This is a genomic window from Cellvibrio sp. KY-GH-1 (assembly GCF_008806975.1).
GTDB lineage: Bacteria > Pseudomonadota > Gammaproteobacteria > Pseudomonadales > Cellvibrionaceae > Cellvibrio.
The window spans coordinates 1,115,654-1,140,875 of record NZ_CP031728.1 but is presented as its reverse complement, the minus strand read 5'-3'; the positions used below and the strand labels follow the sequence as shown (position 1 = coordinate 1,140,875).

General features: G+C 47.2%; 18 protein-coding genes. All 18 read left to right on the top strand.

The window, feature by feature from the left end:
• The first annotated feature begins 246 nt into the window (after window positions 1-246).
• Window positions 247-990 (top strand): flagellar basal-body rod protein FlgF, encoded by a 744-nt coding sequence (gene flgF, locus D0C16_RS04775; protein WP_151031255.1) that lies wholly within the window; start codon window positions 247-249, stop codon window positions 988-990.
• A 45-nt stretch (window positions 991-1,035) separates the two neighbouring features.
• Window positions 1,036-1,821: a flagellar basal-body rod protein FlgG gene (gene flgG, locus D0C16_RS04770; RefSeq protein ID WP_151031254.1), complete on the top strand. Its 786-nt coding sequence runs from the start codon at window positions 1,036-1,038 to the stop codon at window positions 1,819-1,821.
• 27 nt (window positions 1,822-1,848) lie between these two features.
• Window positions 1,849-2,544 (top strand): flagellar basal body L-ring protein FlgH, encoded by a 696-nt coding sequence (flgH, locus tag D0C16_RS04765; RefSeq protein WP_151031253.1) that lies wholly within the window; start codon window positions 1,849-1,851, stop codon window positions 2,542-2,544.
• 64 nt (window positions 2,545-2,608) lie between these two features.
• On the top strand, window positions 2,609-3,712 hold the full coding sequence (locus D0C16_RS04760; protein ID WP_151031252.1) for a flagellar basal body P-ring protein FlgI: 1,104 nt from the start codon (window positions 2,609-2,611) through the stop codon (window positions 3,710-3,712).
• A gap of 1 nt (window position 3,713) precedes the next feature.
• Window positions 3,714-4,913, top strand: a complete 1,200-nt coding sequence (flgJ, locus tag D0C16_RS04755) for a flagellar assembly peptidoglycan hydrolase FlgJ (protein WP_151031251.1) — start codon at window positions 3,714-3,716, stop codon at window positions 4,911-4,913.
• 4 nt (window positions 4,914-4,917) lie between these two features.
• Window positions 4,918-7,725 (top strand): flagellar hook-associated protein FlgK, encoded by a 2,808-nt coding sequence (flgK, locus tag D0C16_RS04750; protein ID WP_151031250.1) that lies wholly within the window; start codon window positions 4,918-4,920, stop codon window positions 7,723-7,725.
• A gap of 199 nt (window positions 7,726-7,924) precedes the next feature.
• Entirely contained in the window at window positions 7,925-9,811 is a 1,887-nt protein-coding gene (gene flgL, locus D0C16_RS04745) for a flagellar hook-associated protein FlgL (RefSeq protein ID WP_151031249.1), read from the top strand.
• Between the two features lie 152 nt (window positions 9,812-9,963).
• Window positions 9,964-10,290: a flagellar protein FliT gene (locus tag D0C16_RS04740; RefSeq protein ID WP_151031248.1), complete on the top strand. Its 327-nt coding sequence runs from the start codon at window positions 9,964-9,966 to the stop codon at window positions 10,288-10,290.
• A 229-nt stretch (window positions 10,291-10,519) separates the two neighbouring features.
• Window positions 10,520-12,628 (top strand): flagellin, encoded by a 2,109-nt coding sequence (locus D0C16_RS24675; RefSeq protein WP_151031247.1) that lies wholly within the window; start codon window positions 10,520-10,522, stop codon window positions 12,626-12,628.
• A 65-nt stretch (window positions 12,629-12,693) separates the two neighbouring features.
• On the top strand, window positions 12,694-13,083 hold the full coding sequence (locus D0C16_RS04730; protein ID WP_151031246.1) for a flagellar protein FlaG: 390 nt from the start codon (window positions 12,694-12,696) through the stop codon (window positions 13,081-13,083).
• Between the two features lie 453 nt (window positions 13,084-13,536).
• On the top strand, window positions 13,537-15,678 hold the full coding sequence (locus tag D0C16_RS24670; protein WP_151031245.1) for a flagellin: 2,142 nt from the start codon (window positions 13,537-13,539) through the stop codon (window positions 15,676-15,678).
• A gap of 149 nt (window positions 15,679-15,827) precedes the next feature.
• Complete coding sequence (locus D0C16_RS04720) at window positions 15,828-18,476, top strand: CHASE domain-containing protein (RefSeq protein ID WP_151031244.1); 2,649 nt, start codon at window positions 15,828-15,830, stop codon at window positions 18,474-18,476.
• A 214-nt stretch (window positions 18,477-18,690) separates the two neighbouring features.
• A complete protein-coding gene (gene fliD, locus D0C16_RS04715; RefSeq protein ID WP_151031243.1) occupies window positions 18,691-20,748 on the top strand; it encodes a flagellar filament capping protein FliD in 2,058 nt (685 codons plus the stop codon).
• 158 nt (window positions 20,749-20,906) lie between these two features.
• Window positions 20,907-21,611 carry a cytidylyltransferase domain-containing protein gene (locus D0C16_RS04710; protein WP_151031242.1) on the top strand — a complete coding sequence of 235 codons (705 nt, stop codon included), beginning with the start codon at window positions 20,907-20,909 and terminating at the stop codon, window positions 21,609-21,611.
• Window positions 21,592-22,653 (top strand): N-acetylneuraminate synthase family protein, encoded by a 1,062-nt coding sequence (locus D0C16_RS04705; RefSeq protein WP_151031241.1) that lies wholly within the window; start codon window positions 21,592-21,594, stop codon window positions 22,651-22,653. The genes D0C16_RS04710 and D0C16_RS04705 overlap by 20 nt, the downstream gene beginning before the upstream one ends.
• A gap of 19 nt (window positions 22,654-22,672) precedes the next feature.
• The gene (neuC, locus tag D0C16_RS04700; RefSeq protein ID WP_151031240.1) at window positions 22,673-23,809 is read left to right on the top strand and encodes a UDP-N-acetylglucosamine 2-epimerase; all 1,137 of its coding nucleotides are present in this window, start codon (window positions 22,673-22,675) and stop codon (window positions 23,807-23,809) included.
• Complete coding sequence (gene hisF, locus D0C16_RS04695) at window positions 23,806-24,564, top strand: imidazole glycerol phosphate synthase subunit HisF (RefSeq protein WP_151031239.1); 759 nt, start codon at window positions 23,806-23,808, stop codon at window positions 24,562-24,564. Before neuC ends, hisF begins: the two co-directional genes overlap by 4 nt.
• Entirely contained in the window at window positions 24,561-25,202 is a 642-nt protein-coding gene (gene hisH, locus D0C16_RS04690; RefSeq protein WP_151031238.1) for an imidazole glycerol phosphate synthase subunit HisH, read from the top strand. Before hisF ends, hisH begins: the two co-directional genes overlap by 4 nt.
• The last annotated feature ends 20 nt before the right edge of the window (window positions 25,203-25,222 follow it).

Genomic DNA, 25,222 nt, shown 5'->3' with positions numbered 1-25,222 from the left:
CTACAGATTAAAATTACATTCACACAGCGGCAAAGAGCGGAAGCTCTTTGCCGCTTTCTATTCGATGATTTGGTTAATCATCAGGGCGCAATAAATTGCGCCCCTACGTAAGCGGAAAAAATCTTTAATTTTCAATATATTAAATCACATCCACAGATTGGCACCGCTCTTGCAGAACTTCCGGTAACGGCAAATTCGCCAAAAAACTAGCGCTAGTAGTTAGTGCTGGAAACCGGAGTAAAAATCGTGGACAGAGCCCTGTTTATTGCCATGAGCGGTGCCAAGAACAATATGTTGGCCCAGGCTAATCGCGCCAACAATTTGGCGAACCTCAGTACCACAGGTTTTCGTGCTGACTTTGAACAATCGCGCAGTATGGGTGTGTATTACGGGGAAGGTCAGCCCACTCGCGCCTATGCATTGACTGAATCACCGCGTTCAAATTTTGAGTCCGGCCCGATGATCACAACTAATAATTCGTTGGATGTCGCCATTCAGGGTAACGGCTTTATCGCGGTGCAAGCGCCGGACGGTTCAGAAGCTTACACCCGCTTTGGCAATCTCGCTGTTGATGCGAACGGCATGTTACGCACTTCCAATGGCTTGCCTGTGCTGGGCGCGGGTGGCCCCATCAATATTCCCGAAAATGAAAAGGTTCAAATTGGCTCTGATGGCACTATCTCGATTGTGGGGTTGGGCCAGGGGCCGGAAGCCATGGTGCAGGTTGGCCAATTGAAATTAGTGAATCCCGATATCAAAACCATTGAAAAAGGCGATGACGGTTTATTTCGTCAGCGCGATGGTTTGAATGCAGCGGTTGCACCTGAAGTCGTTATTCGCAGCGGCATGTACGAGGGGAGCAATGTCAACGCTGTGGAAGAATTCACGCAAATTTTGAGTCTCTCTCGCCAATATGAAATGCAAGTAAAAGTAATGAAGACGGCTGAAGAAAACTCAGCAGCGTCAGCGCAGTTATTGCAAATGTCGTAATTTTTTAATGCGTTTTGTTAATGCATTTAACCTGAGGAATAGATCATGCACGCCGCACTCTATGTCAGTAAAACCGGATTATCAGCACAGGATCGTCAGCTCACTACCATCTCCAATAACCTGGCAAATACCAGCACGATTGGTTACAAGCGCGACCGCGCTATTTTTGAGGATCTGCTGTATCAAAACCAGCGTCAGCCAGGCGCACAGCAAACGCAAGACACCGAATTGCCGTCCGGTTTGCAATTGGGTGCGGGTGTGCGTGTTGTTGCAACGCAGAAAGAGTTTACCCAGGGTAATTTACAAGTCACCGATCAGTCGCTCGATATTGCGATTGATGGCCACGGTTTTCTGCAATTTCTGCAACCGGATGGCAGCATCGTTTATTCGCGTAATGGCCAATTGCAAATTAATGGTGAAGGGCAAGTGGTGAATGCCGATGGTTTATTGCTGGAACCCGCCATCGTAATTCCTGAGGGCACCAACAAAGTCACGATTGGCACTGATGGAACTGTGAATGGTTACACAAATGGACAAGTGGACCCGCAACAATTGGGGACCATTACCATGGTGGATTTTGTTAACCACTCAGGTTTGCAACCAATTGGCGGGAACTTGTTTGTAGAAACGGTAGCCAGTGGCAACCCGGTGCAAGGTACACCCGGTGAGAATGGTATGGGTGTTATTAAGCAAGGGATGTTGGAAAATTCCAACGTGGATATCGTGGAAGAAATGGTGAACATGATTACTACCCAGCGCGCGTATGAAATGAATTCCAAAGTGGTTTCAACGGCAGACCAAATGCTGCAGTTTATCACGCAGAATCTTTAATCACGTTTTTACCTTGAGTGCCGCATCATGAACCTGCAATTTTCTTTCTCAAGCGTTCAACTTATCAGCCTGGTTGCGGCGATTGTTGTGCTGAGTGGCTGTGCTAACAGAAAACCTATGGCGGATGATCCTGCGTATGCACCGACTATCGCTGCCAATATGCCAGTTCCACAGCGCACGGAAGGTTCTTTGTATCAGGATGCGTACGGTATGAATCTATTTGATGATCGCAAAGCGCATTTCGTCGGTGATGTCATTACCGTAACCCTGAGTGAACGCACTGTGTCCAGAAAATCCTCTGGCGTAACTACCGGGAAAAAGAGCGGTGTGAATTTTAATGCAGGGCCGTTGTTGGGGGTAAATCCCACCATTAAGGGCAACGAATTAACCACGACGATGGAACAGGATCGCACCTTTGACGGCAGTGCGGATGCAGACCAGAGCAATAGTTTGCAAGGCAATATAACCGTGACAGTGGCAGAAATTCTGCCCAACGGAAATTTAATTGTGCGTGGTGAAAAGTGGATTACCTTGAATCGCGGCGATGAATTTATTCGCATCAGTGGCATTGTGCGCCCGGAAGATATTGCGCCAGACAATACTATCGTTTCTACGCGTTTAGCGAACGCCAAAATTTCCTACAGTGGCACTGGCGAATTGGCTAGCACCCAACAAATGGGTTGGTTGTCGCGCTTCTTTAACAGTGATTTGTGGCCGCTTTAATTGTACGCCTGGCGCTAATCTAATTGGTCGTAGATGTGCGAGTAACATTTTGGTTGAGGTATATATGCGTAATTTTTGTTGGTTAGTCATCGGTGTGTTGATGTGGGCGAGCACTGCTGCCAAAGCCGAGCGCATTAAAGACATTGCCAGTGTTGCCGGCGTGCGCGCGAACCAATTAGTAGGTTATGGTCTCGTGGTTGGGCTTGATGGTACCGGCGACCAAACGACGCAATCTCCGTTTACTGTGCAGTCCTTTAATTCCATGTTGAAACAATTTGGCATTACTGTACCGGAAGGTGCGCGCATGCAAATGAAGAACGTCGCAGCGGTAATGATTCAAGCTGAGCTACCGGCGTTTGCCAAACCTGGTCAAACTATTGATGTAACAGTTTCTTCCATCAGTAATGCGAAAAGTTTGCGTGGCGGTAGCTTGTTAATGACACCGTTAAAAGGTTTGGATGGAAAAGTGTATGCCGTTGCCCAAGGTAATCTGGTTGTTGGTGGCTTAAGCGCTTCGGGTAACGATGGTTCAAAAATTACCGTGAATATTCCGAGTGCAGGTCGTATTCCCAGTGGTGCAACCGTAGAGCGAATGGTGGAAACCAATTTTGCGGGAGGCCAACCGATTGTATTTAATTTACATCGCGCCGATTTCACTACCGCCAATCAATTGGCAAAAAGTATTAACGCGATGTTGGGGCCAGATGTAGCGCGTCCGTTAGATGCCGTTTCTATTATGGTGAATTCTCCGGCAAATCCTGCGCAACGCGTGGATTTTATTTCCATGCTCGAAAATGTCGAGGTAACTCCCGGTGAGGAGGTTGCCAAGGTCATTATCAATTCACGCACCGGCACAATTGTTGTTGGTAAAAATGTACGCGTGTCACCAGTCGCGGTTACGCATGGAAGTCTTACTGTTTCCGTGGCAGAAAGTTTAACCGTGAGCCAGCCAAATGCATTGGCCGGTGGTCAAACCGTTGTGGTGCCGAGTAGTAATGTTAAAGCGGATGAAGAAACTAACCCAATGTTCAAGTTTGCACCTGGCGCCAACCTGGATGACATAGTGAAATCCGTTAATAACGTGGGTGCATCACCCAGCGATTTAATGGCGATTCTGGAAGCGCTCAAAGAATCGGGTGCACTTAAAGCAGAATTAGTGGTGATCTAAAATGTTAACTGTCGATACCGGCGTAAAAACACCTCAGGTGCAGGATACTTATCTTGACGCTAACTCACTTGATTCTGTCAAGGCGATGGGGCGCGCCAAAGATCCACAGGCATTACAAGAAATCGCCAAAAAATTTGAAGCCATGTTTGTACAACAAATGCTAAAAACCATGCGCGAAGCCAATGATGTGTTTTCACAAGGCAATTACTTCGATAGCAGTACTACGCGGTTTCATCGCGATATGCTCGACCAGCAAATGGTGTTAAACCTGACCAGTGGTCGTGGTATTGGTTTGGCAGATCATTTTTATAAGCAAATGCTACACGCCTATGGCGGTAGTATGAAGCCGGATACCCGTAGTTCATCTACAGGGGGTTTATCTGCAGCCAACACTGGTGAGTTGCCTGCCGCTGTGGTTCATAAAGATTCTGCGGCGGCAGTTGCCGATGCTGAAAACGAGGTTTTCGCTAACGACCTTGAGAACCTCGAATCCTGGGTTGTTGATTTCATGCGCATGAGCGATAACTCCAATAACTCATTGTTGAACCCTGATCAAGGTGAGGTGGAAGCGCGAGATTACCCGATTCTCAACTCCGCTTATATTCCTGCGTTGTTGAGTAAGCCCCAAACGATGAATTCTCGTGCCGGGCAAAAATCCAGTGTGAGTGAAAGCCAGGAAAATTTTGTCATGATGATTAAGCCGCATGCAGAAAAAGCGGCTGCCGAATTGCAAATTAATCCCGACGTGTTAATTGCCCAGGTCGCATTGGAAACCGGTTGGGGCAAACACGTTATTCATGACCAGAAAGGGAATAACAGCTTTAATCTTTTCAATATTAAAGCTAACACTGGTTGGGAAGGTGGAAAGGTAAATATCGCGACCCTCGAATACCGCGATGGAATTGCGGCGAGTGAAAAAGCCGATTTTCGTAAATACAACGATTATTCGGAAAGTTTTTCTGATTATGTGAAGTTAATGAAAAACAATCCTCGCTATCAGGATGCGCTGGAGGCAGGAAATAATTCGTCTGCTTATGCGGAGGCTTTGCAATCGGCGGGTTACGCGACTGATCCATTGTATGCCAAAAAAATTAAAAGCCTGCTGAACTCTGACGCAATTCGCTCTGTGAGCGAAGTGGCGCAGGCGGCACAATCGTTTATTTCCAATGCGGCCGTCGCTGGCCGGAAATTAGTGGAGTAGTCCTATGTCCGGTATTCTCTCCAACGCTATTTCCGGTTTGCAGGCCAGTCAAAATGCGCTGCGTACGGCCGGTCACAATATTTCCAACGCTAACACCGCCGGTTATACTCGTCAGGAAGTTAACTACGCAACGCGACCAGAACAAAATATTGGCGCTGCTGGGTTCATAGGTTCCGGTGTTAACACGACTTCAATAGAGCGAGTGGTCAATGAGTTTGTTACCGCACAGCTGCGATTGGATACTTCTACCTATAACCAGTTAAATAAATTTAATACCAATATCGGCAAGGTCGATAAATTGTTTGCCGACATTAGTACCGGGCTTACTGGTTCGCTACAAACTTTTTTTGCTGCTATGCAAAATGGTTCCAATGACCCTGCCTCAACTCCTGCGCGCCAATTAATTGTTACTGAGGCGGAGAGTTTGAGTATTCGCTTTAACAATTTATATCAGCGCATGGATGATATCGAGAAAAGTGTTAATCGTGAGCTGGGTACAGTTACCTCACAGATGAATTCGCTGGCGAAGTCCATTGCTACATTAAACCAGGCAATTGCTGATAAACGCGCATCCGGAAATGGCAATGAACCTAACGATTTGATGGACAAACGTGATGAGGCGTTGCGTCAATTATCCGAGCTGGTTTCATTGCAAGTCGTGAAGCAGGATGACGGCGACTTGAATGTGTTTATCGGCAACGGTCAGCCCTTAGTTGTTGGTGTTGGAGTGAGTACATTCAATGTCACCAACGATGGAAAAATCCAAATTACCAGCAACGGTGTCTCCAGTGATATCAGCGGGCAAATATCTGGCGGGCAACTAGGCGGCCTGCTGGGTTTTCGCGATCAGGTGTTGTACCCATCAATGAATGAGTTGGGCCGAATAGCTCTGGCGATGGCAGATCAATTTAATACCCAGCAACAACGCGGTATCGATTTGGATGGCGATTACGGCCAGCGCATGTTTGGTGATATTAATGAGCCCGCATTGACTGCCAGCCGAGTGATGCATGGCGCAAATGCATCGCCGGATGATCGTGTGATCTCTGTGACGATTGATGATGTTAACCAATTAACGACCAGCGATTACCGCTTTGAAATCCTGCCGGGTAGCAGTAACTATTTAGTGACTCGGCTATCGGATAAAGCGGTTATTGATCAAGGCACATTAACCGGGGTTTATCCGGCTGAAGTTTCTTTTGACGGTATTACCGTTAATCTAACCAGCGGTTCTTTTCAGGGCGGCGACACTTTTACGATCCAACCGACAAAACGTGGCGCGGAGAGTATTCACGCCGAAATTCAACGCCCCGAAGACCTGGCATTTGCAGCGCCCATTCGTACGGCAGGTAATACCAGTAACTCGGGCAGCGGGTTAATTAGTGCCGGTGAAGTGTTAAGTCTCGTAGACGCTGCTGGCAACCGTTTGCCCGCGTTTAGTAAGCCGGGTACGTTAACACCGCCAATTATTATTCGTTTTACATCGGAAACCACTTACGACGTTCTGGATAACACAGACCCGGCAAATCCAAAAGATTTAGTGCCGGCCATGCGTGACCAAACCTTTGTGCCAGGGGCGAGCAACAATATTTTTACCTCCGATATTGGCGAGACCCGTGTTACCGGTAGAGGAGAGCGGGTGGGTCTTCCTGCAGGACGCACATCGCAAATTGCCACTGAACCGCCGGATTTGCCCGGGCCCATGACCGCGGCCAGTTTGCCCCAATCCAATGGTTATTTGGCGGAACAACTTCGTTTTACGTTTCGCGACCCGGAAACCGGTGCAATCACCAACAAAACTATTACCACTACGCCTGGCGCCTCTGCTGCGCAAACGGCTGCGCAAATTAGTGCGTTATCGGGTGTGTCCGCCAATGCTTACACTACGGCGACCATTACCGATATTAATTTCGATACTACGACTTATGCACCGCCCTTGCAGTTGTCGGTCAACGGCGAAAATTTATTAGAATATAATTATTCCAATACGGCGTTTGCCGCAGATGTACCTAATCCCAATGTCAGCGAATCCGAGTTCAATGACTATCTCGCTGAACGAATTAATTCCAATGAAAATTTGAAAGCATTGGGTATTCGCGCACAAAGCGCAAATAACCCGATTACTGGTGCGCCTGAGTTACGCTTGGTGGCTTCGTCAGGTGTTAATTTGGATATTCGCCTGTCTGCGTCCAACGCGGGCGTTAACTCTATTGATGTCAATGACGGCAGTGGCAATCCGAATGTGCGGTTAATCGGCCAGGATGATCCGCTTACTGTGGGCACCGTTGAGCAGAGTACGGTTACTGTTGGCGGGCGTATAGATATTACGATGGCAAACGGTATTAGCCTGCAAACATCGCCAACCAACAGCCCCTATTTTGGTGATAGTAGTCTGCCAGGTTTTGCGGCGTCTTCGTTTATTGGTTATCAGGTAGCTGTCAGCGGTCAACCTAAAGCGGGTGATGTATTTACAGTCGGTTTTAATACCAATGGCAGTAATGATAACCGCAACGCACTCGCAATGACGGCATTAGAGTCGGCCAAAACCTTGCAAGACGGCAGTCTGAGTTTTGCCGATGGTTATGCAAAAATGGTTGAAGAGGTTGGAACGAAAAGTAACCTCTCAAAAATCAATACTGAAGCCAGTAAAAGTCTGCTAGAGCAAACAAACACCATGCGAGAGGGAATTTCGGGTGTAAACCTGGATGAAGAGGCGGCGGATTTAATTAAGTTCCAGCAACTTTATCAGGCCAATGCGCAAGTGATATCTGTTGCGCGAGAATTGTTTGATACGTTATTAAATTCTCTGTGACAAACTATTAAAACGTGGCTGCTTCCGCGTCGATCGCGGCCACACTTTTCACCATCACACCAGTCTCGCAATTCCGTCAATTAACTAAAAAATAGTTTCCTCATATTTTTCATAGTTGGAACACTTTGTGCGTTGAATATCCTATCAGCAAGATACTGGCAAGTTGTTGCCGCTTGTTGCCGGAAAAGAGGATTTCATTATGCGCGTATCCACGACACAAATTTATAATATTGCCAACCTCGGTATTGGTCAGGCGCAAGCGGCGATTACCAAAACCCAGGAGCAAATTGCAACTGGAAAACGCGTGTTGACTCCGGCGGATGACCCGGTAGCGGCGGCGACTATTTTGCAATTGAATCTGGAGTTGGCGCGTACTGAGCAGTACAAAAAAAATATTGATGTGGCTGAAAACAGCTTGAATCTGGAAGAAACTAACCTGCAAAGTATTGTTGGTCTCGTGCATCGCATGCGTGAGCAAGCGGTTTATGCCGGTAACACGGCGGTAATGACCGCGTCAAACTACGATGCCCTGGCAGCCGAAGTAGAAACTCGCATTCAGGAACTATTGAATTTACAAAATACGCGCAACGCCTCAGGGCAATATATTTTTGCGGGATATCAAAGTAACACTAAACCTTTTGTAGGTGATGGTGGTGGAAACTTTAATTATCTGGGCGACGAAGGTCAGTTGCGGTTGCAGGCATCTGCATCGGTGAGTGTTGCGGTGAGTGATTCCGGTAAGAAAGCATTTGTCGATATTCCCAGCGGCCATAATACGTTTAATACTTCTGCGAGTGCTGCCAATAAATCAAATCCCCCTGCGATTATTACCGTCGGACAAGTATTTGATCAGGCGGAATTCGATAAGCTTTACCCTGATGACATGGTGGTTACCTTCACCAAAACAGCGTCGGCCACTAATTACACGGTAACGCAAAAGTCTAATGGTAAACAATTGTTGGTGAATCAACCCTACGTGGCGGGTGTTGACATTGAAGTGGCCGGCGCACGCTTTAAAATTTTAGGAAATCCCCATCCGGGAGAGGCAGCGATAGCCGCGGATTTGAATTTTGGTGCTGTAGGTGCGTTTGACTTTTCCCTGACGCCGACCAACATTTCAATTTCGGTTGGTGGAAAGACCGAAACGCTATTGTTGGATCAAAACGTTACTAATGCAACGGACTTGGCAGCGGCATTTAACAGTGTCGTGGGTGCACCTAATAGTAATGCGGATAAATTAGCGAATTTAGGGTTAACTGTTGATGCGACCGGATTCCATTCAGCCAGCGGCCAAAATATCAACATCAATAGCGGTACGTTAAATACAGACACTGCATTGGGTTTTGCGACCCAAGGGGCAGGTACCACATCGGTTAATTTACCGTTTGCGTTTACTGCAGCCCATGATTTTAGTGTGTCGCCCTTAACCTTCCAGCTAGAAGTGAATGGCAAAGTAGAATCGATTACTTTTAATCAAAACATAACCAATGCGACCGATTTAGCGAATGCATTTAATGATCCTGCCAATGCAGCGCAATTGGCGCGCTTGGGTTTAACGGTCACCGATCAGGGAATTATTTCTAATTCAAATGCCAAGGTTACTATCAAGGGGGGCAACGCATTTTTAGATGATGTAACGGGCTTGAAGACCCAGGGTTTAGGTACGTCATCTACTCGCGGGCTGTTGATCCAGCCGGGAGACAGTTTTTTTATTGAGTCCACGGATAAACAAGGTTTGTTAACTACCTTGTCGCGCTTTGCGGATGTCATGCGTAATGTGCAGGATACGCCGGAGAGTAAAGCAGAATTAGCAAAGTTAGTTGCTAAAACACTGACCAATCTTGAAAACACTATTACGAATTTAGTTGCGGTGCAGGGTGAGGTGGGTGCAAGAGCTAATACCTTGGAAAGCGCGAAAGACTTGAATATGGACATTACTTTATCGAGTAAAACCGTATTGGCTAGCTTGGAAAGCGTCGATGTGAGCGAAGCAAGCATTCAATTGTCCATGCAGACGTTGATTCTGAATGCCTCTCATCAGAGCTTTGCCAAGGTCAGTCAGCTGACGCTTTTTTCCTATCTATAATCGGCTTTTCCAGATTTTGTGGAATACGTCTAATGGTAATGTGCTCTTACTCTCGTTTTGGCGCGGCAAACTTCTGCGCCAAACCGATAATCTTTTGCTAATCTTGCTGTATAGAGTTAGTCTGCGTTTATTCCATTACAAAGAGTTGTTCTATGGAAACCAATCCCCTGTTAGACCCCCTGGCACGTGCACTGAGTCAATCCCAAGCGCTTTTATCTCTTGCTCAAGCTGGCGATTGGGAATCTTTTGAAACCCTGGTACAACAACGTCAGCAAGGTCTACTGTCTATAAATGACCCCGAATACCTGGAATCTCTGGCGGAAGCTAATCTTGAGGCGAAAGCGGCGGGTGTTATTCAGGAGATCAAAGGGATTAATAAGCAGCTGTCGGTACTTGCCGAGGAAAATCGCGACAAAGCAACGACAGAGTTACGTCAGCACGTAATTGCCAGCAAGGCAATGGATGCTTACGGTCGGTAAATTGACGTTTTTCCGCTCTATATAACCAGACGAAATATTTTTTTGCCTTTCTTGTTGTAAATAGTTGGTTCCCGCCATAAAAAATTTCTAAAGCTCCTCTTGGATGTGTCGATAACCTGATTAGAAGTGCTGATTAGTCCGTTGTGCTCAGACTTCATCAACCGACATGTCGCAGCAAAGCCAGCCACTCGCAGCTACTGCAACAGATTATTAATCCAGGAGATTCATCATGGCTTTAGTCATTAACACAAACGTCGCCTCTCTGAATGCTCAGCGTCAGTTGATGAGTTCAGGCAACGCGCTTGACCGCGCGACCGAACGTTTGTCTTCAGGTGCACGTATTAACTCAGCAAAAGACGACGCAGCAGGTTTGGCGATTTCTAACCGCATGACCTCTCAAGTACGCGGTCTTGATCAAGCAATCCGTAACGCTAACGACGGTGTGTCTTTGATTCAAACCGCTGAAGGTGCGCTGTCAGAATCCACTAACATCCTGCAACGTATGCGCGAACTGTCTGTACAGTCTGCGAACGGTATCTATAGCTCTGGCGACCGCGCAACATTGAATGCCGAGGTACAACAACTGGTAAAAGAGTTGGACCGTATCGCAGATACCACCTCATTCAACGGTCAAAAACTGTTGGACGGCAAGTTGGGCAATGTAAGTCTGCAAGTAGGCTCCAGCGCCAACCAAACTATCGAATTTAAAGTTCAGGCGATGGATGCAAAAACCCTGGGTATGGGCTCAACCAGTGTGGATTTGTTAGGTTCTGAATTCTCATCACTGAGCTTGTTAGCCGGTGCCAATGACCTGAAAGATGGCGACGTGCTGATTAATGGCCAAACCATCGGTGACTTTGCGGGTTCAGTAGATACCCTTAGTGACCTGATCGGAAACATCAACGAGAAAGTGGGTGGTGTAACTGCATCGGCAATTACCCAATTGAATGGTTCGCGCGTTGGTAGCGGTATTATCGATAATGATGCTGGCCAGGGCTTGAACATTACTGTTACTGAATTGAATGGCGCTGTTCAGACTTATCAACTGCGTGAAAATACCACCACCATTGATGAGCTGGCTGAGGCGATTAATCGCGTGTCTGGCGGTGCAGTTAATGCGTCTGTTGGCGATGATGGCGTACTGACACTTGCCAACAACACGGGCGCTACTATTGCGGTTGCTGCCAGCGGTGGTCTGGATCTGGCTACCTCCATTGGTATGGTTTCCTCTGTAGGTGATGGTGTGTCCCAAACGGGTCAAATGGTGTTGACCTCTAATGATGACCGTCCAATTACCATTACTCGCGGCAACACTGGTACCTTGCAAGATCTCCACAGACTTGGCTTCCGCGAGAGCGGTAAAGGCGGGGTTATCGAGGGTGCTGGAATTACTACCGCAAACGCGGATACCGCTTGGGGTGTAGGTGATTTGACCATCAATGGTACGGTGATCAGCAACAAAGACACTGATAGCTTGTTGGGCAAAATTGACGCGATTAACAAGGCGACTGCGGAAACTGGCGTTACTGCCAATGCGTTTTCTACGGTTGCCATTGAAACTAGCGGTATGGATCTTAAAACTGCATTTGCGGGTACTGCAGATACCTTGACCTTGAATGGTGTGGATATCGACCTTTCTTCTGTAACTACCTTGCAGGGCTTGGTAGATACTCTGAATGGTGCGAGCAACACCACTGGTGTACGCGCCAGCGTTCAGGGTACCAAAGTTGTATTGGAGTCCGATCAAGGCGCAATGCGCTTCAACAACAATACTGCTGGCGCTGGTGTGTTCGGTGGTACGTCGGCTGGAGCGGGTTTTGTTGGGGCGACATTTACTGAATTCATGGCCGATGGTTCGGTGGTAAACACCACGGGCAGCGCGGGCACATCATTCAAAGTAGAGGCGGGTATCAAGTTAACAAGCTCGAGCGGCAACCCCATCAGTGTTGAGCTGGGTGTAAATGCTACTGCGGCAGAAATTGGTATCCTTGAAGCTAACTCAACTGCTGGAGGTGCCTTCGGTTCCGCAATCGCCTCAATCAGTATTGATACCCAGGCGAACGCGCAGAAAGCCATCAAGGTGATCGACAATGCCTTGACGACTATCAACGATGTACGTTCGAACCTCGGTGCGATCAACAACCGTTTGGACTTTACTGTATCCAACCTGGCGAACATTTCTGAGAAGACTTCTACTGCAAGGTCACGTATTACCGATGCTGACTTCGCGGCGGAAACCGCTAACCTCAGTCGTGCGCAAGTGTTACAACAAGCGGCCTCGGCGATGTTGGCTCAATCTAATGCGCGTCCACAACAAGTATTGTCTCTGTTGAGATAATAACTGGCTCTCTCCGGGTAAGCTGATTACAGCAAGCCCGGGGAAATTTTAGTGAGGATAAAGTTATGAATGACATCACTAAAGTTGCTTCGAACCCGGTTCCGGCGAAAGCCGTACCGGTTTCGTCGTTGCCAGGTAGCGCTAAAGGTCAAAAAACCGGCAATGATTTGCCGCCTGCCGCCGAAGCGGCAAGATCTTTACCACAAGATCCTGTCAATTCGCAGGCGGTACAAGAGCAAGTTCAGGCTGCTGTAGCGAAAATGAATGAATATATTCAGTCGACACAGCGCGATTTAAACTTCAGTTATGACCCTGAATCGGGTGAGACAGTGGTGAAAGTTTTGGATAGATCAACGCAAGAAGTTATTCGTCAGATACCTGATGAAATATTCTTGCGTTTGGCCCAAACACATAACCCGGAGGAACCTGGGCAGTTGTTTAGTGCGCAAGCATAAATTGCTGTAAAAGAAGGGTTTTTTTGATTTTTAAGGTTTTTTGGTAAACGAAAAAGAGAGTCGCGTGAGCGGCTCTCTTTTTTTGTTTTTCTGTTGTTATTTTTATTTTTTGTTTGGTGTTTTTTTAATTTAAATAAGAAAAAATTTGTGCAATTTAGCAGCGTTCATTTTTGCCTGAATAACACGCTAATTCTCTCGTTACAAATCTCCTGAATATTTTTTGGCACAGTCTGTGCAAAACCCGACTTAGGCGACCCGTATAGAAATCCTGTTTGTAGCAACCTGTCTTTAACAAGCTGGCTGGTTCAAGAATTGGTAGCGAATTTCTTACAAGTCTTGCCACGAAGTTCTGACGGTCCATGCAAGTCGATTAGTCGATGGCTATGAACTTCATTAGTCGACTTGTCACAGCAATAGCAACTGTGAACAGGAACAATCATTAGGAGATTCATTATGCCTTTAGTCATTAACACCAATGTCGCTTCCTTGAATTCACAGCGCCAATTGATGAACTCAGGAAATGCGCTGGACCGCGCTACCGAGCGCTTGTCCTCTGGTCAACGTATTAATTCTGCCAAAGATGACGCTGCGGGTTTGGCAATTTCCAACCGCATGACCTCGCAAATTCGCGGCCTCGATCAAGCGATCCGCAATGCGAATGATGGTGTGTCGCTCATTCAAACTGCGGAAGGTGCATTGCAAGAAACCACCAATATTTTGCAGCGTATGCGCGAACTGTCGATTCAATCTGCTAACGGAATCTACTCAGATGCTGATCGCGCAACATTGGATGCGGAAGTCCAACAACTCATCCTGGAGTTGGATCGTATTGCAAAAAGCACATCCTTCAACGGCCAAAAACTGTTAGATGGTTCACTCGGTAAAGTGCAGCTGCAAGTGGGGTCTGACGCTAACCAAACTATCGAATTGAAAGTTCAAGCGATGGATGCCAAAACACTGGGGATGGGATCAGTCAGCGTGGATGTGCTGGGTGCAGAATTCAGTTTGTCGCTGTTTAGTTCAACGGCTGGCGCAGATATTCGTGATGGTGACGTCCTGATTAATGGTCAATCCATCGGCGAGTTTGATTCGGCAGCTACCGCAGAAACCAATACCATGGCTGAGTTCCTGGTGATTATGAATGAGCGGCTCAGCGGTGTTACTGCCTCGGCGTTGACGCAGTTAAAAGGGTCGCAATTAGGTAGTGGCGTTATCGACAACGATGCCGGGCAAGGTTTGGACATTACCGTAGCTTCATTAAACGGTGCGACCCAAACCTATCAGATTCGTGAGAACACCACGAGTATGGAGCAGCTGATTGAAACTATCGGTCGTATTACCGGCGGAACAGTACGTGCAGAAGTAAATGACCAAGGAGTTTTGTCGCTGAGCAACAACACCGGGGCAACGATTTCCGTTGCGGCAGCCGGTGGTTTGGATTTGCAATCGACGGTGGGGATGGCTGCTTCAGTCGGAGACGGTCTATCGCAACGAGGCCAAATCGTACTCACTTCCGATGATGACAAGCCGATCAAGATTACCCGTGGCAACACAGGCACGCTTTCTGATCTGCACAACCTGGGTTTCCGCGAAAATCAGGGTGGTGGCGTTATTGAAGGAGCGGGAATCACGACGGCCGCTGCAGAAACCGCATGGGGAGTTGGGGATTTAACCATCAACGGCACCGTCATAAGCAACAAAAACACTGATAGCTTGATTGGCAAGGTAAATGCTATTAACGCTGCCACGAATGAAACAGGTGTTACAGCCAATGCTTTCTCCACGGTAACCATCGATTTGACCCGGGTTGATGTCGGTACAGCCTTTGCCGCCGCAGCGGGTGCTAACGTCCTGACAATGAATGGTGTCAATCTCGATTTCAGTTTGGTGACTACCACTCAAGGTCTTGTAGATGCCTTCAACGGCGCGAGCAATCTGACTGGTGTGCGAGCAACCTTACTCGGGAACAGCGTTGTGCTTGAATCCGATCAGGGTGCAATTCGATTTGCTACCAATACGCTTGCTGATATTTTCAGTGGTACCGGAGATGCCGGGTTTGAGGGAGCCATCTTTAACGAGTTTATGGCCGATGGTACCAACGTAGTCACCACAGTTACGTCTGGTTTTGCCGCCTCTTTGGTTGCAGCATTGCGAGTAGAGGCGGGTATTAAGTTAACCAGCGCCAACGGTAATCCAATCAGTGTCGAGCTCGGCGATAATGCAACGGCGGCGGAGATTGGCTTGCTTGAAGCTAACTCAACGGCCGGCGGCGCATTTGGTACCGCCATCGCATCGATAAGTATTGATACTGCAGCCAAGGCCCAGAAGGCGATTGGGGTAATCGATAAAGCGCTAACGACGATTAACGATACGCGCTCACAACTCGGTGCGATCAACAACCGGCTGGATTTCACCATGTCCAACCTGGCGAACGTATCTGAAAAAACCTCGGCGTCGCGCTCGCGGATTGTAGATGCGGACTTTGCGGCGGAAACGGCGGCACTAAGTAGGGCGCAAGTCTTACAGCAAGCAGCCCAGGCGATGTTGGCACAGTCGAACGCGCGCCCAGAGCAGGTGTTGCAGTTACTGAGATAATCGGATTGATCGTTAATGTGTTAAAAAACCGCAGCTTGCTGCGGTTTTTTTATGTGCCTTAACAACTGCGGGCGATGAATTGAGAAACATCAGCTAGGCTTAGGAAAGAATAACGATGCTACCAGGCAGTCTTAGACGGGCTCTACTCAATGATTGAACTTGCACGCTCACCTGCAACCAATACGGTGTTGCGCATTATGTGGCTGACCTTGGCGTATGTGATCGCCGGGCGTTTGTCGTTGTTGTTGGCGATTCCTCCGGGATTTGTGACCGGCTTATTTTTGCCGATGGGGATCGCACTGGGAGCGGTGTTGATTTGGGGAATGCCCATGTTGTTGGGTGTTTTTTTGGGGTCAACGCTATTAAATATTTCCGTCGCTCTCAGCGGCGGCCAGCCACTTTCCGGCGCTGTGGTGTTGGTGGCTGCAGAAATTGCTGCAGGAAGTTCGTTAGCGAGTGCGGCCGGAGCCTGGTTGATTCGTCATTTCGTTGGTTTCCCCGATAAATTAACCGATGAGCGAAAGATTTTCGCATTCTTTATTTTGGGCGGGCCAATCGCAACCAGTTTGAGTGCGAGCTGTGGTTCATTGGTGTTGTATTTCAACGGCATTATTCATTTTAAACAAATGCTGTTTACCTGGTGGTCGTGGTGGATAGGTGATGCCATTGGCGTGCTCATTGCCACGCCTCTGATGTGTATATTTTTCGCATCGCCCCGACATTTTTGGCAAGCGCGGCGTTATACGGTCGGTATGCCAATCGTTGTGAGTAGCCTGGCGGTCGTAGTTGTATTTGTGTTGGCGAGTAACAACGAGCAAAAAAAGTTGGAGGATCAGTTTAAGCAGCAAGCGGAACTCATCACCACCTCTATTGAATCGCAGTTATCCGCTGTCGCTTATAGTCTTGCAACATTACGCGGGTTATTTATTGCATCTGATCATGTAACTCGAGATGAGTTTGCTAATTATGTGAACAGTGTAATTCCGGGAATTGACGGTGTTTCCGGTTTTTCCTGGAATCAGTTTGTTCCCCATCACCAGCGTGTGCAGTTTGAAGAACAAATGCGATCTGAGGGATATGAAAATTTTTTTATAAAGGAAAAAAATGCAGCGGGGGATTTTATACAGGCGCCGGTACGTTCTGATTACACCGTTATTACCTATGTTGAGCCTTGGTTAGATAATCTGGGCTTGATCGGGATTAACTCGGCTGCAGATTCAATCCGTGCGGTAGCGCAAGAGCGGGCTCGCGACACGGGTGCATTAGCAATGACCAACCCTTTGCATTTGTATCGCGATACCCAATATTCCCCTGGGGTAATTGTGTTTTACCCGGTTTTTCGCGATGGCGACCAAGCGTTGACCGCTGAGTTACGGCAAAAAAATTTATTGGGTTACGCGACTGCAATCGTGCGAATCAATACACTAATTCCGACTGCGTTAAAGTCATTTCGCACATCTGAGATCGATCTTTTAATTACCGATACCACTGATGCGGCAACTCCCTTGGAGTTTTACGCGGCTATATCCAATGGCGGATCTGCATATGCCCACTCGTTGTCGGTAACACGCGATATTTCTTTTGCTGGTCATCGGTTGTCCGTCAAAATAATGCCCTCAGAATCCTTTTTGCTAAGGCATCGAGGCCTGCAATCCTGGTTTGTGTTGGCCGGTGGGTTGCTGTTTTGTAGCTTTCTCGGGGGGTTCCTGCTTTTGATTAGTGGGCGTACCCAGCATGTGCGTGATTTGGTGGAGCAGCGGACCAAGGAGTTAACTGCAATTCTGGAGAATGCAGTAGAAACTATCTTGGTAGTTGATGAGCGAGGTTTAATTATTCGTGCTAACCCGGCAGCTGCACAATTATTTGGTTATGTTTTTGATCCACAGAAGCTGTTGCTGATAGGTGATTTGATTCCCGACCTGGATTCCTTTTTCTCGCAGGATGGACAATATTTGGAAACCATAAGCTGGCGTGAAGGCGTTGCGTTGCGCAGCGATGGCAATCAATTGCCGATCGAATTAAGTTTAAGTCCGGTCGCGCTACAAGATCGAAATCTCTTTACTCTAATTATTCATGACGCTTCTGCAAAACGAAAAGTGGATAAGCTTAAAACGGAATTTATTTCTACGGTAAGTCATGAGTTACGTACACCCTTAACCTCAATCAAAGGTGCGTTGGGTATTGTTTTGAGTGGTGATTTAGGTGCGTTGGAGATTCGCTCCAGAGATTTACTGACCATCGCCAGCAACAACGTGGATCGGTTAACGCGTTTGGTTAACGACATTTTGGATATCGATAAACTGGAGTTCGGCAACGTGCAGTTGCACAACCAGCGCAAGCCTGTTTATCCCTTGCTACAGCAATCAATTGAGCAAAACCAGGGATATGCTACGCGCTATGGCGTAGAGTTAATTCTGAGTGGCGTAGATGAGGGTTCACAGCAGCTCAGTGCCAATCTGGATGTCGATCGCTTTTTGCAGGTGATGTCGAACCTTTTATCCAACGCGATCAAATATTCACATTTGGGTGGCAAAGTTTATGTAGAACTCGTGCGCATCGATGCCACGCTAAAAATTTCGGTAATTGATCAGGGACAGGGAATTCCTGCTGAGTTTCGTCAACGAATTTTCCGCAAGTTCGCGCAGGTGGATTCATCGGATACCAAGCGGCGTGACGGCACAGGTCTTGGCTTAAGTATTACCAAAGTTATTGTGGAGCGCTTCGGGGGCAAAATAGATTATCAATCTGTAGAAGGGCAGGGCTCTACGTTTTATTTCACCTTACCTGTCGCCGAATAAAGGCATTTGGTGAGGGTTCTTTACATCCTTTGCTTATACCGCTTTTCCATGAATTGGCTCGCTTTGTGCTCAAAGCGTTATTGAGAGTATTTTTGGCAGTTTATTTTCAATAAAAGCGGCAAAACCGGCTAAAGTTTACCCATAGGTTGCCGCTAACCTTGAAGCAAGCACTCATCCGATGAGGCGAGCGGCAATTTTGTGGCGTGAGGGTATTATGGTGAGCTCAACATCAAGCACAACCAACAGCAATGCATCGACAGGTTCCAGCATTATTAGTGCGTTGGGGACCGGGTCAGGTATTGATACCAACAAGCTCGCGGATCAACTCACTGAAGCCAACAAAATGGTTCAGGCTGAGCGCTTGACCACCAAAAAGACCCTGTTGGAAACCCAGATATCCGATTTTGGTCTCTTGCGCAGCTCCCTCTCGAAACTGGAAACCGCTGCGACAGCGCTGGGTAGTTCGGACACGTTTAACGCCAAATCGTTGTCTATTCCAGATACCAAATTGTTAAGCATCACCAAGCTGGATGCCAAGGCCGCCGCGGGTGCTTATCAGTTGAAAGTAGAGCAGGTTGCGCAGTCGCAATCACTGAGTTCTACCACGTTCACGTCCATGACCGATCCGATAGGTAAGGGGACTCTCACCATTCGTCTGGGCGAGTGGAATGCGGCACTGAATGATTTTACCGTTGATTCCACTAAAACCGGCGGCACAATTACCATCGACGATTCCAACAATTCCCTATCGGGTTTGCGCGATGCCATTAACAAAGCAAACATCGGGGTTTCTGCAAGTATCGTAGGTGACGGTTCCTCCTATCGTTTGTTGTTGACCTCCAAGTCAGGTGCCAAAAACGAAATTGAAATTACCGCGGCGGAAACCGCGGGTTCCCCGGGATTGGCCAGTTTTAATTTTAACGAAACCACGCGCAACCTCTCGCAGCAACAAGAGGGGCTTGATGCGAAAGTCCGTGTAAACGGCCTGTTAGTTTCGCGTGAGACCAACCAAATTAAAGACGTGGTTGATGGATTGGAATTTGATTTGTTTGCGGCGTCCCTTACCGAAACGGTAAGCGTGACTATCAACGAAGATAAGTCAATTGCTGAAAAAGCAATTCGCGATTTTGTTACTGCTTACAACACATTTAAAACTGAGGTGGAAAAGCTGGTTGGTTATGATACAGAGAAAAAGGACTACGGCAGTTTACACCGCGATTCACTGTCCAATAACTTGATGCGTGGTATTCGAAGTACGCTTTCTGCCGCTGTACCTGGCCTGAGCGGTGGCTTCACCAGCTTATCCAACTTGGGGATACGGACAGAACTGGATGGCTCGTTAAAAATTGTTGAAACAGAAGGCAATACCGGATTTCGCGCGGCAATCGATAACAACTTCTCGTTTGTGCGCGATCTGTTTGTGCCCAAGACTTCTTCTACAGTTACCAATATCGACGTCACCAAGTTTTCAGCGAAAAGCCAGGCGGGTTCTTATGATGTTGTGATTACCCAACAGCCATCCAAGGGTAAATATACCGGTGCGGCAATGGTTGCGACATTCCCTCTGGATACCACTGGCAAAGATTACAACTTCAAAGTGAAAGTGGATGGTACTGAGTCTGCGCTGATTACAATTCCTGCCGGCAAAACCTATGCGTCTGCCAGTGAATTGGCAACTGAAATACAAAGCCTTATTAATCTCGATACTAACGTCAAAGCGGCCAAATCCACTGTAGCGGTTAGCGTGGATGCGGGAAAATTGGTATTCACCTCCGATGCCTATGGCTCGTCCAGTAAAGTAGAAATTTCTGCTATTTCTACTGATATGGCGGATTTGGGCATTGCGCTTGGGGCCGGTACTGCAGGAACCAATGTCGGTGGTACTGTGAATGGCGAAGCGGCCTTTGGCTACGGAAATGTGCTTTTGCCGGCGTTAGGTAGTAAGGCGGAAGGTTTGAGTATGTCTGTTCGCCCGGGTGCAACCTCAGGAACTATCACGTTTTCACGCGGTTTTGCGGGTGCAATGACTAATCTGGTTAACGACTATGTTAAGTCTTCCGGGTTGATCAAAGAGCGCGAAACAAGCGTTAACAAGGATATTGATAAGGTGGAAAAAGATGAGGAAGCCTTGAATCGTCGCAGTGAGGCGTACCGTGCGCGCCTGATGTCGCAATTTCAGGCAATGGAATCAATTGTTCGCGCACTCAATTCTACGGGTGATTTTTTAGATGGCATCCTTGATCGCCTGCCCTTCACCGCAAAAAGTAGTTGATCCGCAGTGAGGCTCGTCACTCGGGCCTTCCGTTATTCCTGCCTGTTTTTTATACCAAATTGTTTTTTCTCAATTATTCCATGGGGCTTTCGTGACCTTTGGCAGATCCTTTGCTATATAACTAATTACCATTGAAACCGTCAAAAACCGGACAGACTATGCAAAAAGTATTTGCGCTCCTACCTGCTCGCGGTGGATCAAAAGGCATATTGCAGAAAAATATTGCTCCATTACTGGATCAGCCTCTCATTGCTTATAGCATTCAGGCTGCTCAGGCTTCCGGTGTTATTGATGATATTTATGTCTCATCGGATGACGATCAAATTCTATCGGTAGCCCATTACTACAAGGCTGAGCGATTAAAACGCGATCCGCATCTGGCGCGCGACGATTCTCCGACCGATCCGGTTATTGCAGAATTTATTCATCGTGTTAAACCAGCAGCAAAAGACATAATTGTTTTGTTGCAACCTACCTCGCCATTACGCACCGGTGAGCATATTCGTGAAGCGCTGGCTGAATTCAATGATTTTCCCACATGCCACAGCTTGATCAGTGTTTATGAAATTAGTAATAAATTTATGAAGGCCTATGTCGGGGGCGGGGAGTTTTTGCATCCCCTGGCGGGCGAGCACACCTCCTATACGCGCCGGCAGGACTTGCCCTCGCTCTATATGCCCAATGGTGCAATCTATATTTTTAAAGTGGACGATTTTTTGCGCGAAGAGAAAATTCCACGCACACATATTATTCCCTATTTAATGTCTGACGATGACAGCTTGGATATTGATACACCTGATGATTTAGCGATTGCAGCGCAGCGCCTGCGTGAGAGGTTAGAAGATGGCAAGAAATGTAATTAATATCGGCGGTCGTTTGGTTGGGCCGGATTATCCTCCGCTGGTAATTGCGGAAATTGGTATCAATCACAATGGCTCGTTGGAGATTGCCAAGCAAATGGTCGATGCCGCCGTTGCAGCGGGCGCAGAAGTTATTAAGCATCAAACGCACATAGTGGAAGATGAAATGGCCGGTGAGGCGAAGCGCATCAAGCCGGGGAATTCTGATAAGCCTATTTATAAAATCATGGAAGAATGTGCGCTTAACGAAGCAGATGAAATTGCTTTGCAGCAATATGTTATGGCCAAGGGGGCAGTATTTATTAGCACCCCGTTTTCACGCGCTGCCGCTGAGCGCCTGGAGCGCATGAATGTTCCCGCATATAAAATCGGTTCAGGTGAATGCAATAATTACCCGTTAATTAAACATATTGCCCAAAAAGGTAAGCCAATTATTTTAAGCACCGGCATGAATACCATTGAAAGTATTCGCAAGGCAGTGGCGATATTTCGCGAATACAAGGTGCCGTATGCGTTGATGCACTGTACCAATATTTATCCCACCCCACCGGAATTAGTAAGGCTTGAGGCAGTACGCGAATTACAGCAGGAGTTTCCTGATGCGGTTGTGGGATTGTCTGATCATACGTTAGGAAATTATGCATGCCTGGGTGCTGTTGCGCTTGGAGCGGATATTTTGGAGCGTCACTTTACTGACTCCATGTCCCGCGAAGGGCCGGACATTGTGTGCTCAATGGACCCGGCTGCATTAAACGAACTTATTACTGGTGCAGCGCTGTTGCACAAAATGCGTGGAGGCCGTAAAGGCATAGTGAAAGAGGAACAACCAACGATTAATTTTGCCTACGCTACGGTAGTTACTATCAAACCCGTTAAAAAAGGTGAACTATTTAGTGCCGAAAATATTTGGGTAAAGCGCCCTGGCACCGGAGAGATATTGGCTGAGTTTTATGATGATGTGATAGGCAAACCTGCGTCTGAGGACATTGCTGCAGATGAATTGGTGGCATATCGTCAAGTTGTCGGCCTGCCTCCACGTGCTTGACGATTAATTGGGTATCGTAATGAGAAAAAAAATTGTATTCCTCACAGGTACTCGCGCTGATTTCGGGAAAATACGTTCGCTGCTGGATGTGATGGATAAGGCAAGTCAGTTTGAAATTCATGTGTTTGTGACGGGCATGCACATGCTTCGCAAATACGGTCTGACTTGCATGGAGGTTGAAAATCGCGGGTATAAAAATATTTATAAATTCATCAATCAGAATTACAGCGATACGATGGATTCTATACTCGCTAAAACCATCGCGGGGCTTTCAGATTACGTAAAAGAAATTAAGCCGGATATGATCGTGGTTCACGGTGACAGGGTAGAAGCTATGGCGGGCGCCATTGTTGGAAGTCTCAATAATATCCTGGTTGCACATATCGAGGGTGGTGAAGTCTCCGGTACCATTGATGACTTGATTCGCCACTCCGTAAGTAAGCTTTCTCACTTGCATTTCGTCTCTAATGAACGAGCAATGCAGCGTCTTATTCAGTTAGGCGAAAATCGCAACAATGTTTATCCTATTGGGTCCCCTGATGTGGACGCGTTGTTTTCTCCCGACTTACCCAGTCTTGAGCAAGTAAAGGAATGGTATGGCATTCCGTTTGAGCAATACGCCATTATGCTTTTTCACCCGGTCACTACCGAGGTGGATGACATGCGCAGGCAAGTGAAGTGTTTGGTCGATGCGGTAGTCGAGTCTGGAGAAAACTACGTCGTTATCTATCCCAATAATGATAGCGGCAGTGCTGCTATTATTCATGAATATTCGCGCATAGAAAGCAATACCTTGCATTTTAAAGTTTACCCCTCAATGCGTTTTGATTACTTCCTGACACTGTTAAAACATGCCAGCTACATGATTGGCAATTCCAGTTCCGCATTAATGGAGGCACCTTACTATGGTGTGCCGGCTATTAACATTGGAACCCGGCAAACGGATCGTGCTGACTTGCCAAGTGTTATTAATTGCCTTAGTCAAAAAGATGAAATAGACGCGGCAATTTACGCAATAAAAAACCTTACGGTCGAACCTGTTCAGCATTTTGGCGAAGGGAATAGCTGTATGCGTTTTTTAGATATTCTGCGTGATGAAGATGTGTGGAAAACCAGCAATCAGAAAAAGTTTGTTGATTGGGCAGGTACCGCGTGAGAGTTATTTCCCGAATCGATATTAAAAATGAGTTTGTGATCAAGGGAATCCATTTAGAGGGGCTCAGGAAAGTGGGTAACCCTAACGAAATGGCGCTCCGCTATTACCAGAGTGGAATAGATGAGATCCTTTTTATGGATGCAGTTGCCAGTCTTTATGATCGCAACAATTTATTTCATATTGTTGAAGCGGCCTGTAAGGAAATTTTTATACCTATCACCATGGGCGGTGGTATTCGTACTCTGGATGACATTCACCAGTGTTTGCAATCGGGTGCGGATAAAGTCGCGATCAACACCGCAGCCGTGCACAACCCGGAGATTATTCAGAAGGCTTCCCAACGTTTTGGTAACCAGTGTGTAGTTGCCTCAATCGAGGCTAAACGCGTGGGCAGTTCCTGGGAGGCCTACATCGATAATGGTCGTGAACCGACGCAACTAAATGCAATCGATTGGGCAAAAAAATTAGAGAGCCTTGGTGCAGGCGAATTATTGATAACTTCGATTGATCAGGAAGGTACAAAACGGGGCTTTGACAATCAATTGATTGCCGCAGTAAATCGCGCGGTTTCTATTCCCGTAATAGCCTGCGGCGGAATGGGTAAAGTGAGCGATATCGCGAGCCTTTTAAATACGACTGTTCCCAGTGCTATTGCTTGTGCGAGCATATTTCATTATGACCTGATTTCTATTGGCAACGTAAAAGTGGCAATCGCGGATGCAGGATATCCAGTGAGACGCGAGGTCAGTGTATGAAGCTCGTGATTGTTGATTATGGTGTAGGCAATATCCGCAGTTTGACGAACGCGTTTGAATTTATTGGTTGTGAAGTGGAATTGACTCGCGATCCTGAGCGTATTATTGCGGCAGATCGATTAGTTTTACCTGGCGTTGGTTCCTTTCCATATTGTATGCAAAAGTTAAAGGAATATTCGCTGGATAATGCGATCAAAACCTATGTATCCCAGGGTAAGCCCATGTTGGGCATTTGTGTTGGGATGCAAATGTTGTTTGATTTTGGCGAGGAGCATGGCGGGGCAAAAGGGTTAGGGATAATCCCGGGTAGGGTTATTCATTTCTCCCGTTATGCAGAGGAAAAGCAATTGCCAGTTCCCGCCAGGTTACCGCACATTGAATGGAGTGCGGTTAGCTGGAATAAAAACGCTGATGCTGACGCCGTGTTTGCATCTACTGCATTGGATGGATTTTATTACTTTGTGCATAGTTTTGTATGTGTACCGGATAAGCCAGAGCATTTACTGGCAACCACGACTTACGCGGGAATCGACTATTGCTCCATGGCGATAAACGGTCGAGTTTGTGGTGTGCAATTTCATCCAGAGAAAAGCGGTGCATTAGGCTTATCTTTGCTTAAATCATTTGTTTTCAATTAACAAAATGAAGATAAATAAAC

What these genes read in the sequence shown, in the direction of transcription:
- hisH (WP_151031238.1), top strand. Translation starts at nt 24,561, where the DNA reads ATGAAGCTCGTGATTGTTGATTATGGTGTAGGCAATATCCGCAGTTTG.
- D0C16_RS04710 (WP_151031242.1), top strand. Translation starts at nt 20,907, where the DNA reads ATGCAAAAAGTATTTGCGCTCCTACCTGCTCGCGGTGGATCAAAAGGC.
- D0C16_RS04760 (WP_151031252.1), top strand. Translation starts at nt 2,609, where the DNA reads ATGCGTAATTTTTGTTGGTTAGTCATCGGTGTGTTGATGTGGGCGAGC.
- flgH (WP_151031253.1), top strand. Translation starts at nt 1,849, where the DNA reads ATGAACCTGCAATTTTCTTTCTCAAGCGTTCAACTTATCAGCCTGGTT.
- flgL (WP_151031249.1), top strand. Translation starts at nt 7,925, where the DNA reads ATGCGCGTATCCACGACACAAATTTATAATATTGCCAACCTCGGTATT.
- D0C16_RS04730 (WP_151031246.1), top strand. Translation starts at nt 12,694, where the DNA reads ATGAATGACATCACTAAAGTTGCTTCGAACCCGGTTCCGGCGAAAGCC.
- flgJ (WP_151031251.1), top strand. Translation starts at nt 3,714, where the DNA reads ATGTTAACTGTCGATACCGGCGTAAAAACACCTCAGGTGCAGGATACT.
- D0C16_RS04740 (WP_151031248.1), top strand. Translation starts at nt 9,964, where the DNA reads ATGGAAACCAATCCCCTGTTAGACCCCCTGGCACGTGCACTGAGTCAA.
- D0C16_RS24675 (WP_151031247.1), top strand. Translation starts at nt 10,520, where the DNA reads ATGGCTTTAGTCATTAACACAAACGTCGCCTCTCTGAATGCTCAGCGT.
- neuC (WP_151031240.1), top strand. Translation starts at nt 22,673, where the DNA reads ATGAGAAAAAAAATTGTATTCCTCACAGGTACTCGCGCTGATTTCGGG.
- fliD (WP_151031243.1), top strand. Translation starts at nt 18,691, where the DNA reads ATGGTGAGCTCAACATCAAGCACAACCAACAGCAATGCATCGACAGGT.
- D0C16_RS24670 (WP_151031245.1), top strand. Translation starts at nt 13,537, where the DNA reads ATGCCTTTAGTCATTAACACCAATGTCGCTTCCTTGAATTCACAGCGC.
- D0C16_RS04720 (WP_151031244.1), top strand. Translation starts at nt 15,828, where the DNA reads ATGATTGAACTTGCACGCTCACCTGCAACCAATACGGTGTTGCGCATT.
- D0C16_RS04705 (WP_151031241.1), top strand. Translation starts at nt 21,592, where the DNA reads ATGGCAAGAAATGTAATTAATATCGGCGGTCGTTTGGTTGGGCCGGAT.
- flgG (WP_151031254.1), top strand. Translation starts at nt 1,036, where the DNA reads ATGCACGCCGCACTCTATGTCAGTAAAACCGGATTATCAGCACAGGAT.
- flgK (WP_151031250.1), top strand. Translation starts at nt 4,918, where the DNA reads ATGTCCGGTATTCTCTCCAACGCTATTTCCGGTTTGCAGGCCAGTCAA.